Below are 16752 nucleotides of genomic sequence, written 5' to 3'. Positions count from 1 at the left end.
AATGAAGAACGCCACCGCGCGCGATGCGCCGGTGGCGTTTTTCATCGGGACGCTGGCAGCGGCGCTCGCCGCGCCGCGCGTCAGTCCCGCGCGACGTCCTTCGCCGCCGGCGACGCGCCGTGGCTCAGCCAGTCGAGCACGTCGGCCGTTTCGTCGTCGGCGGCGCGCGCCTTCGCCTGCGCGACGGCCTCGGGCAGCTCGCCGTTGGTCGACGCACGACGGATCGCGACGCCGACCGCGAGGATGTCGATCATCAGCAGATGCAGGATCCGCGAGATCATCGACAGCTGCGATTCGCGCATCTCGATGTGGTCGGTCTCGAGCGCGACGGTCGCGCGCTTCGCGAGCGGCGTGTTGCTCGACGTGATCGCGATCACCTTCGCGCCGGCCTGCATCGCGACGTCGAGCACGCGCAGCAGCTCGGGCGCCCGCCCCGACTTCGACACCGCGACGATCACGTCGCCCTTGCCGAGCAGCGCGGCCGACGCGGCCTGCATGTACAGGTCGCCGTACGCGATCGTCGGAATTCCGAAGCGGAAGAACTTGTAATGCGCGTCCTGCGCGACGATGTTCGAATTGCCGAGCCCGTAGAACTCGATGCGCCGTGCGCCGTTCAGGATCTCGATCGCGTTTTCGACGTGCTCGAAATTCAGGTGCTCGCGCAGTTGCAGGATCGCGGACACGGTGTTGTCGAGCACCTTCGCGCCGAAATCGGTGGCCGTGTCGCCGAGATGCACCTGGCTGTGGCTCATCGGAATCGTGCCGGTGAGACCGGTCGCGAGCTTCAGCTTGAAGTCCGACAGGCCCTGGCAGCCGAGCGAGCGGCAGAAGCGGATCACCGTCGGCTGGCTCACGTCGGCCTTGCGCGCGATGTCGACGATCGGATCGTTGATGATCGAGCGCGGATGGTTCAGCGCGAGATCGGCGACGCGGCGCTCGGCCGGCGTCAGCGCGTCGCGCATCTGGCGGATCCGTTCGAACACGGCCGACGACGCGCCGCCCGAGCGGTTCGACAACTGCTCCGCGAGAATCGCCGACACGCCGAGGAACGCCGGATATTCGGCGGTGATCAGGTAGGTCGGGATGTTCTCGAGATAGTGCGCGAAGCGGCCCTTCGCCTCGAAGCGCGCCCGGAACGACGAGCGCGTGAACAGCTCGCCGAGCTTCAGCGCGACGCCGCCGCCGATATAGACGCCGCCGAGCGCGCCGAGCGTCAGCGCGACGCTGCCGGCGAACGAGCCGAGAATCCCGCAGAAGCATTCGACGGTTTCGAGCGCGAGCGCGTCGCCCGCATGCGCGCGCTCGACGATCTCCACCGTATCGACGGACGCGGCGACGCGCTTCTTGTCGCGCGCGGCGAGCGCCCGGTAGATGATCTCCATGCCGGGGCCCGCGCACACGCGTTCGAACGATACGTGCGGAAATTTCTTGCGCGCGTACTGCAGCACGAGATCCTCGCGCTCGTCCTGCGGCGCGAACGACGCATGACCGCCTTCGCTGCCGAGCGCGATCCAGCGGTCGTCCGCCGGAATCAGGCCCGACACGCCGAGCCCGGTGCCGGGCCCGAGCAGCCCGATCACGCTGTTCTGGCGGCGCGTGCCGCCGCCGATCTGTACGCGCTGCGCATCGGTCAGGCCGGGCAGCGCCATCGCGAGCGCGGTGAAGTCGTTGACGACCAGCAGCGTGTCGAAGCCGAGCGCGCGGCGCGTCGCCTCGATCGAGAAGCGCCAGTCGTGATTGGTCATCGTGACCTGATCGCCGTCGACCGGGTTCGCGATCGCGATTGCCGCGTGGTTCACGCGGCTGATCTTCACGTCCTTCAGATACTTGCGGATCGCGTCGGTGATCGTCGGATAGTCGGCGCCGGGATACACGCGGATCTGCGTGATCTCGCCCGGGCCGGTTTCCAGCGCGAAGCGCGCGTTGGTGCCGCCGACGTCCGCGAGCAGGCGCGGGCCGTCGGCATGCTGACCCGCGACGACCGCCTTACTTTGCGCACCAGTAGACATCGAGCTGGGTCCCCTTGTCGTTGGCCAGTTGGGAAATCGCGTTCTTCTGCAGCGACGCGGCCGCGGCGTCGAGCACGTCGCGCTTGCGGGCACCCGCGATCAGCAGGAACAGCCGCTCGACGCGCTTGAGCGCATCGAGCGAATAGCTCACGCGTGCATGGGGCGCCGCGCCCGGATGCACGGCGACGAAACGCTCGGGCGTCGTGATCGCGTGGTCCCATTCGGGCGCGTCGGCGAAGATCGACGCGGTGTGGCCGTCCTCGCCCATGCCGAGCACCGCGACGCTCGGCACGCGGTAATCGGCGTTCGCGTTGAGCGCGGCGACCCGTGCGTCGAGCGTGGTGCGCGTGTCGACGAGCGGCAGAAAGCGGGCAGGGGCCGCCGCGTGCTGCAGCAGCGTGTCGCGCACGAGTTGCGCATTGCTCGCCGCGTCGTCGTCCGGCACCCAGCGGTCGTCGACCAGCGTGACGTCGACGCCGGCCCAGTCGAGCGCCGCATGCGACAGCGTGTGCAGGAACGGGCGCGGGCTGGTGCCGCCGGACACCGCGAGCGTCGGGCGCGCGGGGCCGGCGAGCGCCGCGCGCAGCGCGTCGCCGACGGCGCGCGCGAGCGCTTCGCTTTGCGCTTCCTGGGTGTCGAAAGCGTGGATCTCGATCACATCTCCTCCGGACTGCTTTGTCTGTTCAAATCGTACGAATCGTGAAGCGTGTTGCCGCGTACGGTGGCGTACGCGGCAACGGGTTGCATCAGTTTTCTTCTTCGAGCCAGCAGGTGTCGTGCTGCGCGAGCATCGCGCTCGACGCGGCCGGCCCCCACGTGCCCGCCGCGTACGGCTTCGGCGGTTTCAGCGTGCGCGCCCATTCGTTCAGGATCGGCTCGACCCACTGCCATGCGGCTTCCTGTTCGTCGCGACGCACGAACAGGGCGAGCCGGCCGTTGATCACGTCGAGCAGCAGGCGCTGGTACGCCTCCATCTGCCCTTCCTTGAAGAACTGGTCGAACGCGAGGTCGAGGTGCACGCTCGCGAGATTCATCCCTTCGCCCGGCTGCTTCGCGAGGCAGTACAGGCGGATCGTCTCGTTCGGCTGCAGCCGGATCACGAGACGGTTCGCGCCGGGGCGCAGCGCGGAGGCCCCGAGCGCCGAGTGCGGCACCGGGCGGAAGTTGACGACGATTTCCGCGACGCGGTCGGCCAGACGCTTGCCGGTGCGCAGGAAGAACGGCACGCCGGCCCAGCGCCAGTTCTCGATCTCGACCTTCAGCGCGACGAAGGTTTCGGTCTGGCTGTCGGGCTTCACGCCCGGCTCGGTCGCGTAGGCCGGCACCTGCACGCCCTTGATCACGCCCGCATGATACTGGCCGCGCACCGCGACCTTGCCGATGTCGCGCGGATCGACCGGCTTCAGCGCACGCAGCACGCGCAGCTTCTCGTCGCGCACCGAGTCGGAATCCATCGAGTGCGGCGGCTCCATCGCGACGATCGACAGCAACTGCAGCAGGTGGTTCTGCACCATGTCGCGCAGCGCGCCCGTATTGTCGTAGAAATCGCCGCGCGCCTCGACGCCGAGCTCCTCGGCGATCGTGATCTGGATGCTCTCGACCCATTCGCGGCGCCACAGCGGCTCGAACAGCGCGTTGCCGAAGCGCAGTGCGAGCAGGTTCTGTACCGGCTCCTTGCCGAGATAGTGGTCGATCCGGTAGATCTGGCCTTCCGCGAAGATCTCGCCGACCGCGTCGTTGATCGCGTTCGACGACTTCAGGTCGTAGCCGAGCGGCTTCTCGAGCACGATGCGCGAGCCTTCGTTCAGGCCGACCGACGCGAGCGCCTTGCAGATCGGCACGAACAGCGACGGGCCCGTCGCGAGGTAGAACACGCGAATGCCGGGCAGCGACGCGATCGCGTCGCGCAGCACGACGTAGTCCTCCGCGCGGCCGAGATCGAGCTTCACGTACTCGATGCGCTCGAGAAACGACTTCCATGCCGAGTCGTCGAACGCGTTGCCGGCTGCCTTCGCCGCATGCGGTTTCACGTGCGTGTCGACCCACTCGAGATAGTGGGCCCGGTCCGATTCGTGTCGCGCGACGGCGATGATCCGGCCGCCTTCCGCGAGCATGTTCGCGCGGTGCGCTTCGAACAGCGCGGGCAGGATCTTGCGCATCGACAAATCGCCGGTGCCGCCGAAAAGTACGAAGGTAAAGCTGGAATCGGTATGCATGTGTCTCCGCCGTGTTGGGGTGCTGGGAAGCGATCCGTAGTGCGATAAAAATATTTTTGACACTGAATTGTAGTTTAACTACAATCCGCCGCAAGGGGTAGCACCTGGGTGAAGAAAAAAAGAAGTGCGGTCGATGAGCTGCGCGAGCTTCGCTTCCGGGAACGCCTTGTGCCGAATGTTATCGGACATTGACGGAGCGCATCGTCCGCGCGCCGTCGAGCCCCGGGCTCGTGCCGCATCGCGGCGGGCCAGAAACACAAAGAGGAGACACGCCGTTGAATCTCGATTCACGCTTTCTGTAAGAGCCCGGCCGGTCATCGGCCCCGTACGCTGCATGCGTCCCGCGGCTCGATTTCCCCGTCGTTATCAAGAAGCCGGTTCCCGGTCAGGGAACTTCACGAGTTGATTCAGTCTGGAGGAGATAAGTAATGAAAGTTCGCTCGATCATGGGCGCGCTCTGCGCCGCAGGCCTGATGGCTGGCGCCGTGGCGGCGCAGGCAGCCGAAAACGTAACCGTGCTGCACTGGTGGACCTCGGGCGGCGAGTCGAAGGCCGTCGGCGTGCTGAAGGACGACCTGCAGAAGCAGGGCTACGTGTGGAAGGACTTCGCGGTCGCGGGCGGCGCCGGCGCCGCGGCGATGACCGCGCTGAAGACCAAGGTGATCAGCGGCGATTCCCCGTCGGCCGCGCAGATCAAGGGCCCGCTGATCCAGGACTGGGCCGACCAGGGCGTGCTCGTCAACATCGATTCGGCCGCCGGCGACTGGAAGCAGAACCTGCCGCCGGAAATCGACAAGATCATCAAGTACAAGGGTCACACCGTCGCCGCGCCGTTCTCGGTGCACCGCGTCAACTGGCTCTACATCAACAAGGCCGCGCTCGACAAGGTCGGCGCGAAGGTGCCGACCACCTGGCCCGAATTCTTCGCGGTAGCCGACAAGCTGAAGGCCGCGGGCATCCAGCCGATCGCGATGGGCGGCCAGCCGTGGCAGGACCTGACGCTGTGGGAAGACGTCGTGCTGTCGCAGGGCCCGGCGTTCTACAAGAAGGCGCTGGTCGATCTCGACCAGGCCACGCTGACGTCGCCGCAGATGCTGTCGGTGTTCGACACGGTGCGCAAGATCCAGGGCTACTTCGATACCGGCCGTAACGGCCGTGACTGGAACCTCGCGACCGCGATGGTCATCAACGGCAAGGCCGGCATGCAGTTCATGGGCGACTGGGCGAAGGGCGAGTTCGAGAACGCCGGCAAGAAGGCGGGCAAGGACTATATCTGCGCGCCGGTGCCGGGCACCGCGAATTCGTACACGTTCAACGTCGATTCGTTCGTGTTCTTCCAGCAGAAGGGCGAGAAGAACGCGACGCCGGGCCAGCTCGCGCTCGCGAAGACGATCATGACGCCGGACTTCCAGGAGCAGTTCAGCCTGCTGAAGGGCTCGGTGCCGGTGCGTCTCGGCGTGAAGATGGACAAGTTCGACGACTGCGCGAAGAAGTCGTATGCCGACGAGCAGACCGCGATCAAGTCGGGCGGTTTCGTCCCGTCGCTCGCGCACGGCATGGCGCAAGGCGACGCGACCGCCGGCGCGATCACCGACGTCGTGACGAAGTTCATGAACTCGCAGCAGGATTCGAAGAGCGCGGTCGCCGCGCTCGCGAAGGCCGCGAAGGTCAAGTAACGCGCGCCAGGCGCCCGGCCGGAAACGCTTCATCGGCCGGGCGTTTTTGCATGTGCAGCAAACGGGCTCGCCCGCGGGCTCGTGCCGTACCCGGCGCCGGCCCGGCCTGCGCCGCCCTCGTTCCAGGAGTCGAATCAAGTGGCTGCCCCTCTTAGCGGAAACGGATCCGGCGCTGCCGCCGCACGGCGTACGTCGCCGATGTCGGCCTTCGCCGATCGCTGGATCCCGAAGCTCGTGCTCGCGCCGAGCGTCGCGATCGCCGTGGTGTTCATCTACGGCTTCATCCTGGTTACCGGCTATCTGTCGCTGACCAACTCGCGGCTGTTGCCCAACTACGAATTCGACGGCTTCGACCGTTACACGGACCTGTTCCAGAACGACGTGTGGTGGACCTCCGCCGCGAACCTCGGCTGGTTCGGGATTCCATTCATCGCGATCTGCGTCGGGCTCGGGCTGTTCCTCGCGATCCTGCTCGATCAGCGGATCCGCAACGAAGGCGCGCTGCGCGCGATCTTCCTGTACCCGATGGCGCTGTCGTTCATCGTCACCGGCACCGCGTGGCAGTGGATCCTGAACCCGGGCCTCGGCCTCGAGAAGGTGATGCACGACTGGGGCTGGACGAGCTTTTCGTTCGGCTGGCTCGACGATCCGGACAAGGCGATCTTCTGCGTGGTGATCGCGGCCGTGTGGCAGTCGACCGGCTTCGTGATGGCGCTGTTCCTCGCGGGGCTGCGCGGCGTCGACGGCGAGATCTTCAAGGCCGCGCAGGTCGACGGCGCGACGCTGCCGACCATCTACCGCAAGATCGTGATCCCGAGCATGCGCCCGGTGTTCTTCTCGGTGCTGCTGATCCTCTGCCACATCACGATCAAGACCTTCGACCTCGTCGTCGCGCTGACGGCCGGCGGCCCGGGCACGTCGTCGTCGCTGCCGGCCATGTTCATGTACACGTTTTCGTTCAACCGCGGCCAGCTGGGCTTGGGCGCGGCGTCCTCGGTGATGATGCTCGCGACCGTGGTCGCGGTGCTGGTGCCGCTGATGTATATGGAATCGAGGAGCACCCGCAATGCAGCCTAAGATGACGATCAGCCGGGCGGTGATCTATGCGGCACTGATCCTGTTCGCGCTGTATTTCCTGTTCCCGATCTACGTGATGCTGTCGACGTCGTTCAAGGACCTCGACCAGCTTCGTACCGGCAACCTGCTGACGCCGCCGTCGCACTGGACCGTCGACCCGTGGGTGAAGGCATGGAGCGGCGCCTGTACCGGCGTGCGCTGCGACGGGATGAAGCCGTTCTTCCTGAACTCGCTGCAGATGGTGATTCCGGCCGTGCTGATCTCGTCGCTGATCGGCGCGTTCAACGGCTACGTGCTCACCCACTGGCGCTTTCGCGGCGCGGACGCGCTGTTCACGATGATGCTGGTCGGCTGCTTCATCCCGTTCCAGGTGATCCTGCTGCCGATGGCGCGCCTGCAGGGGATGCTCGGCCTCGCCAACACGATTCCGGGCCTCGTGTTCGTGCACGTCGTGTACGGGATCGCGTTCACGACGATGTTCTTCCGCAACTTCTACGTGAGCGTGCCGGCCGAACTCGTGAAGGCCGCGCGCATCGACGGCGCGGGGTTCTTCACGATCTTCACGAAGATCCTGCTGCCGGTGTCGCTGCCGATCTTCATGGTGTGCCTGATCTGGCAGTTCACGCAGATCTGGAACGACTTCCTGTTCGGGATCGTGTTCTCCGGCGTCGACTCGATGCCGATCACGGTGGCGCTGAACAACCTCGTCAACACGTCGACGGGCGTGAAGGAATACAACGTCGACATGGCCGGCGCGATCATCGCCGCGCTGCCGACGCTGCTCGTCTACATCGTCGCCGGCCGCTACTTCGTGCGCGGGCTGACGGCGGGCGCGGTGAAGGGGTAGGCGCGGTTTTATCTGATACGACGAACCGGCCGCGCAAGACGCGCGGCGCATCGAAACGAACCCGACGCGGCGCCGGAGCGCGCCGCGCGAGACGAGACAGAGGATTCACAGCATGGCAAGCCTTTCCATCCGTGACGTGTACAAGACCTACCCGAACGGGGTGCCGGTCCTGAAGGGTGTCGACATCGAGATCGAGGACGGACAGTTCCTGATCCTGGTCGGCGGCTCGGGCTGCGGGAAGTCGACGCTGCTCAACATGATCGCCGGCCTCGAGACCGTGACGAGCGGCGAGATCTGCATCGACGGCAAGGTCGTCAACGACCTGTCGCCGAAGGATCGCGACATCGCGATGGTGTTCCAGTCGTACGCGCTGTATCCGTCGATGACGGTGCGCGAGAACATCTCGTTTGGGCTGAACATCCGCAAGGTGCCGAAGAGCGAGCAGCAGCAGATCGTCGAGCGCGTGTCCGCGATGCTGCAGATCCAGCATCTGCTCGATCGCAAGCCGGGCCAGTTGTCGGGCGGCCAGCGCCAGCGCGTCGCGATGGGCCGCGCGCTCGCGCGCGATCCGTCGCTGTTCCTGTTCGACGAACCGCTGTCGAACCTCGACGCGAAGCTGCGCATCGAGATGCGCGCGGAAATCAAGCTGCTGCACCAGCGCCTCGGCACGACGATCGTCTACGTGACGCACGACCAGATCGAGGCGATGACGCTCGGCGATCGCATCGCGGTGATGAAGGACGGCGTGGTCCAGCAATTCGGCGCGCCGCAGGAGATCTACGATTCGCCGTCGAACCTGTTCGTCGCGGGCTTCATCGGCGCGCCGCCGATGAACTTCATCAACGGCAAGCTGGTCGAGCAGGGTAGCGGGATCGCGCTCGAGATCGACACGGGCCTCGCGCGCAGCGCGCTGATCCTGCCGTTCGACGCGGCGAAGCTGAAGTCGCACGTCGGCCGCGAGGTGATCCTCGGCCTGCGTCCGGAGCGCATCACCGACGCGCGCAACGCGCACAACGGCGAGGCGTCGAACCTGCAGCCGATCGACGTGCGCGTCGACGTGACCGAGCCGACCGGGCCGGACACGCACGTGTTCGCGCAGGTGAACGGCAAGCGGATCGTGAGCCGCGTGCATCCGGCCGCGAACCCGCAGCCGGGGCAGACGCAGTCGCTGCTGTTCGACGTGTCGAAGGCGGTGCTGTTCGATCCGGCGTCGGAAGAGCGGATCGCCTGACGCGGGCACGTCTCGCCGAAAATGCAAAGGGCCGTCCCATGTGACGGCCCTTTGTGTATTTCGCGGAATACACGGGTGCTGACTGCTGCGGCGTGCAATGTTCCGTACGTTGGCAAATGCGCTCCGTGTCTCAAAAAAGCGCGAGAAAACATCTTAGTTCCAACCTGTATTTCTGAAGGGCGTGATGAGAGAGCTTCAAGAGTCCTCGATTACTGAAAAATACCATCTGAAACGATATCAATCGAATTGGTGAAGGTTGCGCCTCGATTTGAGTTCCTCGCGAACCGCGGGGGCAAATATAACTGAACCGAGAATGGAGAGCATGAGCAGGCTCAAGTAGACCGAGGCCGCACTTAGAACCGGTACGGTTAGCATCCTAGGTTCTATTGAGAACAGGTCAAACGAAAAGAAGATGGAGAGCAATGCGATGAATGGAACAAATATGGACGCGACGAAGCATTGCCGGTAGCATTTTTTTGTGCGGTCCTCCGAGGTAAGTTCGGCGCTTTCGAGAACGAGGTGAATTTCGTTTTTCGGGATGGATTTGAGTTCTGGAACTATTAGTCGAAGGACGAATAGAAATGGGATCGTCTTCATGGTCGTCTTTTGGCGTAATCGATGTTTGACTGAAAAGTTTGGTCGAAGCTGGATAGGGTAGGGCTGGTCGTGCGAAATGGTTGGAATGGCTTCCGACGGTAATTTGGCGCGGCATATCATTCGGGCATTATTTCAATAATGTCATGATGGCAGAGATCGGTTATTAGTTTTGTGACTTTGTTTCCATCTAGGTCGGGGTGGTGATATTTCAAGCCTCCAACTGTGATCCCCGGTTTTTCGATGATTGTTGTAATCAAAATCATACTCTGTGCACTGAGATTGATCTTGGTTCCATTTGCTATGATGTAGCGATTGGCAAGGCCGTGATGTGGTGTCTGCGTTGCAATCCGTAATGAAGTGCTGTCGCTTATTGCATCAATTTGCGTGTTGCCAAAAATGTCGATCGCAAGAGGTGTGTCGATTCGGGTTGCTCCAATGTATTCATCGATGAATTTAGCGTATGATTTTGGGTCCATTATCAAGGAGTTCAAGTCCTTTGTAAGTTCGCCCATTAATTCACTGTCCGGCTTCGGATGGACAAGTGCCTTTCTTGCAGATAAAAAATTTTGCATTTGAGCTACGATCCAGCTCAGATAATCGATCGCATACGCTGGAAAAGTCCCTAGAGCTAGATGAAACGTTCCACCGCCTAGCGGTAGCGGGTTGTGCCACCATCCGCGTGGAATGTACAAAACGTCGCCGGGATCCAGGACGGTGTCCATATACACCGCCGAGGGGCAAGGATGTAGATGTTCATAGTCTCTGCTTTGTTGGGTGTAGAGAGGCAACTCTAAAGACGGTTCATACAGAATCCAACGCTTCCGTCCGATGATCTGTACGGCAAAGACATCGCGGGTATCCCAATGACAACGATATGAGTCCTTCGTCCCGAACGCCGCATATGCGCTACTTACAATCCGCCGTCCGGTGTACTGCGCGATGGCGCGTGAAAATTCATATATTAGCGGCTCATTGGTAATTTTATTCGCGATCAATGTCGCGCCTTTGCGCAGAAGGTCGTATACAACAGGCTTGACCAGCCGGTGTCGCAGCGTTCCGATATCCAGATAGCTCTCGACGTACTCGTGCTTTGGACGAATTCCGTTATATGAAATCTTGAAATCTTTCGACTCGACATCGCATCTTGAAAAAAATTCGTTTACATCTCTCCAAGAAAAATTCTCGATCGAAGCTGCGCTCCTCATGAGGAGCGGCTTCTTTTCTTGATATTGATTTTTGAATAGGGAGGGTTCGATGCTGAATTGAATGCTCACGAAGTCTCCTCTCGGAAATTTTTATGTCGTGAAGCGTCATTAATGTTAATGGTAGTTGCAGCCGGAATAATCCGTGCCCGCTGGTTCACGCCCGAATGTACCGCCGCTCGCAGAGAACCCTGCACTCGCGGCCACTCCCATTCCAAAACCGGCTGCGCCGCCGATCATACCGCCGACGGGGCCCCCGATCACGCCGCCGATGCCGAACCCCGCGACAGCGCCGGCCCAGCCAGTTGCCGCACTCATGGCGATATCACCTGCCCACGTGGCGCCGGAAACGAGATCCAATTCGTTGATGGTCAATTCTCTCATTTGATATTTACCCTCGAAGTTATTTATTTAAATTATTACGAATTGCTTTCTTAGTGTTGCGTAATTGATGATCATTTGCAAGCGGTTTATTTTGAGATATTCGCCTGGGGGGCGTCGGGTTGCATTGATCTTGAGAAGCAACACTGCGAAGGCAACCGATACATTCGAAGGAGCGAAGCGGCATACTGCTCTCGACGCCGCGTTCAAGATTCGCCTCGAGCGGCGTTCAGCGGTGAATTGTCGAGGTGAGGCGCGGCGACGGATCCAGCCGCTCAGTGCGGCAACCGCACGTCGAACTTGAACGTCGCGAGCCGGGCGACGAGGATGAAGCCGGTCGCGAGCAGCACGCTGTACACCGAGTCGAACTGCAGCCACACGAGCAGCAGGTAGAACCAGCAGCCGACGAACGCGCAGGTCGCGTAGGGCCGCGAATCGCGCAGGATCAGCGGGATGTCGTTGCACAGCACGTCGCGGACGATCCCGCCGACCACGCCGGTAATCACGCCCATCATCACCGCGATGAAGCGCGGCATCTCGGCGTCGAGCGCGATCGCCGTGCCCGAGATGCTGAAGATGCCGAGTCCGATCGCATCGGCGATCAGCAGCAGCCGTTCGGCCGACAGCCGCGACAGCATCCGCAGCACGAACGGCGCGAACAGCGCGAGCACGAAGATCGCGATCACGTAGTCGTCGTGCACGACCCAGTAGAACGGCCGGCGCTCGAGCAGGATGTCGCGCAGCGTGCCGCCGCCGAATGCGGTCGCGAGCGCGACGACGAACGTGCCGACCGAGTCGAGGCGGTTCTTGCGCGCCTCGATGAACCCTGAAATCGCGAAGGCCAGCGTGGCGATCGCCTCCAGTACCGCGATCGCGAGCGTCAGCCTAGGATGCGGCACGCGGCCCCCGGTCGGCCGGCGCCGCGTGCGGCTGCAGCAGCACCAGCACCGCGCCCGCGCCGCCGTCGTGGCCGCGGGCCTCGCAGAATGCGATCACCTCTTCCTTCTGCACGAGCCATGCGCGCACCTTGCCTTTCAGCACGGGTTCCTTGCCGATCGAGCCGAGCCCCTTGCCGTGGATCACGCGCAGGCAGCGCAGCCCTTTCTTGCCGGCTTCGCGGATGAATTCGGCGAGTGCATCGCGCGCTTCGTCGCGCCGCACGCCGTGCAGATCGATCTGCGCCTGCACGATCCATGCGCCGCTCCTCAGCTTGCGCACCACCTCGCGGCTGATGCCGGGGCGGTGGTAGTACAGCGATTCGTCGCTGTCGAGCAGCGTCTCCGGATCGAATTCGTCGGACAGCGTCGCGTTCAGCACGGCTTCCTCGTCGCGCTGCGTCTGTTTCGGCACCGGGTCGGGCGGCATGCGGCCGGACGACGCGCGCGGCGGCGCGTTCAGCGGCCGGATCGCGCCGATTTCGTTGCGGAACAGGTTCGCGTCGGCTTCCGCCTTGCGCTCGGCCTTCGCGGCTTCGATGCGCGCGCGTTCGCGACGATCGGCTTCGCCTTGCAGCGACTTGCGCAATGCGCCGAGGCCCGCGAGGCCCTGGCCGCGCAACGCGGCCGCATCGGGCGCGGGCGGCGGCGCCTCGGGCGCCGGGGTCACGGGACGGGCAGCGATCTTCCGCTTCGCGGGATCGCTCGGATGGGGCTGGTTCTTCGCCATGATTCGGTAACGGGGCAGGCGCGTTCGGGCGCGCGGGCACAAAAAAAGCCGCTGCGCGGCGGCAGCGGCTTTCCGGTCGAGCCCGCTTCGCGGCAGCGGACGCCATTGTAGCGTCCGGCGCGGCAAGGCTCCCGGCTTACTTCTTGTCGTGCAGGCTCTCGAGGTAGCGCTGCGCGTCGAGCGCGGCCATGCAGCCCGTGCCCGCGCTGGTGATCGCCTGGCGGTACACGTTGTCCTGCACGTCGCCCGCGGCGAACACGCCCGGCACGCTCGTCGACGTCGCGTTGCCTTGCAGGCCACTCTTCGTCAGGATGTAGCCGTCCTTCATCTCCAGCTGGCCCTGGAACAGGTCGGTGTTCGGCTTGTGGCCGATCGCGACGAACACGCCCTGCACGTGCAGGTCTTCCGTCGCGCCGGTCTTCACGTTCTTGATGCGCAGGCCCGTGACGCCCGATTCCTCGCCCGTCACCTCGTCAAGCACGTGATCCCACTTGATGTCGACGACGCCTTCCTTTTGCTTCTCCAGCAGGCGGTCGATCAGGATCGGCTCCGCGCGGAACTTGTCGCGGCGATGGATCACCGTGACCTTCTTCGCGATGCCGGTCAGGTAGAGCGCTTCCTCGACGGCCGTGTTGCCGCCGCCGATCACCGCGACTTCCTGGTTGCGATAGAAGAAGCCGTCGCAGGTCGCGCAGGCCGACACGCCCTTGCCCATGAACGCTTCCTCGGACGGCAGGCCGAGATACTGCGCCGACGCGCCGGTCGCGATGATCAGCGAGTCGCACGTGTATTCGCCCGAGTCGCCGATCAGGCGGATCGGCTGCTCGTGCAGCTTCGCGGTGTGGATGTGGTCGAAGACGATTTCGGTGTTGAAGCGTTCCGCATGCTCCTGGAAACGCGCCATCAGTTCCGGGCCTTGCACGCCCTTCGCGTCCGCCGGCCAGTTTTCGACGTCGGTCGTCGTCATCAGCTGGCCGCCCTGCGCGATGCCGGTGATCAGCACCGGGGACAGGTTGGCGCGTGCCGCATAGACGGCGGCCGTGTAGCCGGCGGGGCCGGAACCGAGAATCAGGACTTTGGCGTGTTTGGGCGTGGACATGTGCGAATCCGTAAAAGGCGGCCGCGGCGGGCCGGATAGGGCTCGCCGGACGATCCGGCGTTGACCGGGATGCCGTCATAGATGGGTATCAGACGCGCATTATAAAGGCCCCGTTGCTGCGCTGCCGAACGAGAGTTTCAATCGTGACGATAGTGTTTCGCGGGCGGCCGGCGGCGCGGCAAGCAGGGCGGGGCGCCAGCGACGCCTCCCGGCACCGCCGCATCGGGCGGCCGCATTGCCGCAGTCGAGCGCGAGTGACGGGCCGGCGCGTGTCGGGCTCGCCCGCGCGGTATCCCGGTATCCGCTCGATGCGTGATCCCGGCCCTCTTATGTAACCGTCATTTACACTTGGCGGCGCGGTGCAGCGTTTACAATAAGCGCGATCGAACGACAGGCGGGCGCACGGCCCGTCCTCTTTATACGGATTCATGGCAAAAGCTCCTTATTCCGCCCAGGCACAGGCGTTGCCGCACCGGATGTCGAAGCTCCTCACGGAGATCCGCTGGATTCTCCAGGTCGCGCTCTGCGCCTTTCTGGTGATGGCCCTGCTGAGCTACAGCCGGCGCGATCCAAGCTGGACGCACGCCGCCCAGGTCGATCACATCTCGAACTGGGCCGGCCGCGTCGGCGCGTGGACGGCCGACATCATCCTGCTGCTGTTCGGCCTGTCGGCCTACTGGCTGATCGTGCCGCTCGGGCGGCGCATCGCCGTCAACTACCGCCGCATCACGCGCCACGACGCGATTCCCGACGAACCGGAGCGGCCGATCGGCTGGCTGACCGAAATCTTTGCGTTCGTGCTGGTCGTGCTCGCCTGCGACGGCATCGAGGCGCTGCGCATGTGGTCGCTGAAGGTGCAGTTGCCGCGTGCGCCGGGCGGCGTCGTCGGCGAGGCCGTCGCGGGTGCGATGTCGCATGCGTTCGGCTTCACGGGCGGCACGCTGTTGCTGCTGATCGCGCTCGCGATCGGCCTGTCGCTGTATTTCCGCTTCTCGTGGCTGTCGGTCGCCGAGCGGGTCGGCGGCGCGATCCTGTCCGCGGTCAACGTCGCGAAGCTGCGCCGCGAGGCCGAGCGCGACCGCAAGCTCGGCGAGGCCGCGGCGGTGCGCCGCGAAGGCAAGGTCGAGGAGGAGCGCGTGCGCATCGAGGATCACGAGCCGGTGACGATCGTGCCGCCGGTCGTCACGCCCGCGAAGTCCGAGCGCGTCGAGCGCGAGCGCCAGGTGCCGCTGTTTACCGACCTGCCGGGCGATTCGACGCTGCCGCCGGTGTCGCTGCTCGACCCGGCGCCGAAGACGCAGGAAGCGATTTCCGCCGATACGCTCGAATTCACGTCGCGCCTGATCGAGAAGAAGCTGAAGGACTTCGGCGTCGAGGCGAGCGTCGTCGCCGCGTATCCGGGCCCGGTCGTCACGCGCTACGAGATCGAACCGGCCACCGGCGTGAAGGGCAGCCAGATCGTCAACCTCGCGAAGGATCTCGCGCGTTCGCTGTCGCTCGTGTCGATCCGCGTGGTCGAGACGATTCCCGGCAAGAACTACATGGCGCTCGAGCTGCCGAACCAGCGCCGCCAGACGGTGCACCTGTCGGAGATCATCGGCTCCGAGGTGTATGCGGCCGCAGCGTCGGCGCTGACGCTGAGCCTCGGCAAGGACATCGGCGGCAAGCCGGTGTGCGCGGATCTCGCGAAGATGCCGCATCTGCTGGTGGCCGGTACGACCGGTTCGGGCAAGTCGGTCGGGATCAACGCGATGATCCTGTCGCTGCTGTACAAGGCCACCGCCGAGCAGGTGCGCCTGATCCTGATCGATCCGAAGATGCTCGAAATGAGCGTCTACGAAGGCATTCCGCACCTGCTGTGTCCGGTCGTCACCGACATGCGCCAGGCCGGCCATGCGCTGAACTGGACGGTCGCGGAGATGGAGCGCCGCTACAAGCTGATGAGCAAGCTCGGCGTGCGCAACCTCGCCGGCTACAACAACAAGATCGACGACGCGGCGAAGCGCGAGGAGAAGATCCCGAACCCGTTCAGCCTGACGCCGGACGATCCCGAGCCGCTGGGCCGCCTGCCGAACATCGTCGTCGTGATCGACGAGCTGGCCGACCTGATGATGGTCGTCGGCAAGAAGGTCGAGGAGCTGATCGCGCGGATCGCGCAGAAGGCGCGTGCGGCCGGCATCCACCTGATCCTCGCGACGCAGCGTCCGTCGGTCGACGTGATCACCGGCCTGATCAAGGCGAACGTGCCGACGCGGATCGCGTTCCAGGTGTCGTCGAAGATCGACTCGCGCACGATTCTCGACCAGATGGGCGCCGAATCGCTGCTCGGGATGGGCGACATGCTGTATCTGCCGCCCGGCTCGGGGTTGCCGGTGCGCGTGCACGGCGCGTTCGTCGCCGACGACGAAGTGCATCGCGTCGTCGAGAAGCTCAAGGAGCAGGGCGAGCCGAACTACGTCGAGGGGCTGCTCGAAGGCGGCACCGCCGACGGCGACGAGGGCTCGGCCGGCGCGGGAACCGGCGAAGGCGGCGGCGAGTCTGATCCGCTGTACGACCAGGCGGTCGAGATCGTCATCAAGAACCGCCGCGCGTCGATCTCGCTCGTGCAGCGTCATCTGCGGATCGGCTACAACCGCGCGGCGCGGCTGCTCGAGCAGATGGAACAGTCGGGGCTCGTGTCGGCGATGTCGTCGAGCGGCAACCGCGAAATTCTTGTGCCGGCGCGCGACGCGGAATGAGTCCGCGGCGCCGG

General features: G+C 64.3%; 13 protein-coding genes. 5 read left to right on the top strand and 8 right to left on the bottom strand.

The features are described 5' to 3' along the window. Positions 1-80 precede the first annotated feature (80 nt). From WS96_RS27715 to zwf, 3 genes are all read right to left on the bottom strand, one after another. Positions 81-2009 carry a bifunctional transcriptional regulator/glucokinase gene (locus tag WS96_RS27715; RefSeq protein WP_027783791.1) on the bottom strand — a complete coding sequence of 643 codons (1929 nt, stop codon included), beginning with the start codon at positions 2007-2009 and terminating at the stop codon, positions 81-83. Next, complete coding sequence (pgl, locus tag WS96_RS27710; protein ID WP_034206649.1) at positions 1987-2667, bottom strand: 6-phosphogluconolactonase; 681 nt, start codon at positions 2665-2667, stop codon at positions 1987-1989. The genes WS96_RS27715 and pgl overlap by 23 nt, the downstream gene beginning before the upstream one ends. Positions 2668-2755: 88 nt before the next feature. After that, positions 2756-4225, bottom strand: a complete 1470-nt coding sequence (gene zwf, locus WS96_RS27705; RefSeq protein WP_059836869.1) for a glucose-6-phosphate dehydrogenase — start codon at positions 4223-4225, stop codon at positions 2756-2758. Positions 4226-4653: 428 nt separating this feature from the next. Here zwf and WS96_RS27700 point away from each other — a divergent pair, with 428 nt between their 5' ends. From WS96_RS27700 to WS96_RS27685, 4 genes are all read left to right on the top strand, one after another. Further along, positions 4654-5901, top strand: a complete 1248-nt coding sequence (locus WS96_RS27700; RefSeq protein WP_034206651.1) for an ABC transporter substrate-binding protein — start codon at positions 4654-4656, stop codon at positions 5899-5901. Between the two features lie 138 nt (positions 5902-6039). Continuing rightward, a complete protein-coding gene (locus tag WS96_RS27695) occupies positions 6040-6978 on the top strand; it encodes a carbohydrate ABC transporter permease (protein WP_059836867.1) in 939 nt (312 codons plus the stop codon). Further along, positions 6968-7825, top strand: a complete 858-nt coding sequence (locus tag WS96_RS27690; RefSeq protein ID WP_034206653.1) for a carbohydrate ABC transporter permease — start codon at positions 6968-6970, stop codon at positions 7823-7825. The genes WS96_RS27695 and WS96_RS27690 overlap by 11 nt, the downstream gene beginning before the upstream one ends. A gap of 112 nt (positions 7826-7937) precedes the next feature. Next, a complete protein-coding gene (locus WS96_RS27685; RefSeq protein ID WP_059824288.1) occupies positions 7938-9056 on the top strand; it encodes an ABC transporter ATP-binding protein in 1119 nt (372 codons plus the stop codon). Positions 9057-9769: 713 nt separating this feature from the next. On the opposite strand, the gene WS96_RS33170 is transcribed toward WS96_RS27685, so the two are convergent. The 5 genes from WS96_RS33170 to trxB all read right to left on the bottom strand — a co-directional run bounded on the left by WS96_RS33170 (position 9770) and on the right by trxB (position 14000). Next, the gene (locus WS96_RS33170) at positions 9770-10927 is read right to left on the bottom strand and encodes a JmjC domain-containing protein (protein ID WP_082720373.1); all 1158 of its coding nucleotides are present in this window, start codon (positions 10925-10927) and stop codon (positions 9770-9772) included. Positions 10928-10972: 45 nt separating this feature from the next. Continuing rightward, positions 10973-11239, bottom strand: coding sequence for a colicin V family bacteriocin (locus WS96_RS27675; RefSeq protein ID WP_059836863.1), 267 nt, complete (start codon positions 11237-11239; stop codon positions 10973-10975). A gap of 272 nt (positions 11240-11511) precedes the next feature. Continuing rightward, positions 11512-12135 carry a trimeric intracellular cation channel family protein gene (locus WS96_RS27670; RefSeq protein ID WP_006491172.1) on the bottom strand — a complete coding sequence of 208 codons (624 nt, stop codon included), beginning with the start codon at positions 12133-12135 and terminating at the stop codon, positions 11512-11514. After that, positions 12122-12901, bottom strand: a complete 780-nt coding sequence (locus WS96_RS27665; RefSeq protein ID WP_059836861.1) for a Smr/MutS family protein — start codon at positions 12899-12901, stop codon at positions 12122-12124. The genes WS96_RS27670 and WS96_RS27665 overlap by 14 nt, the downstream gene beginning before the upstream one ends. A 136-nt stretch (positions 12902-13037) precedes the next feature. Beyond that, positions 13038-14000: a thioredoxin-disulfide reductase gene (gene trxB / locus WS96_RS27660; protein WP_059836859.1), complete on the bottom strand. Its 963-nt coding sequence runs from the start codon at positions 13998-14000 to the stop codon at positions 13038-13040. 428 nt (positions 14001-14428) lie between these two features. Between trxB and WS96_RS27655 the strand changes: the two genes are divergently transcribed. Next, a complete protein-coding gene (locus WS96_RS27655; RefSeq protein WP_059836857.1) occupies positions 14429-16738 on the top strand; it encodes a DNA translocase FtsK in 2310 nt (769 codons plus the stop codon). Positions 16739-16752 lie beyond the last annotated feature (14 nt).

It is taken from the genome of Burkholderia sp. MSMB1835, from assembly GCF_001526365.1.
In the GTDB taxonomy this organism is placed as follows: domain Bacteria; phylum Pseudomonadota; class Gammaproteobacteria; order Burkholderiales; family Burkholderiaceae; genus Burkholderia.
Note: the sequence above shows the minus strand (reverse complement) of the source record. Positions and strands in the feature narration are given on the sequence as shown.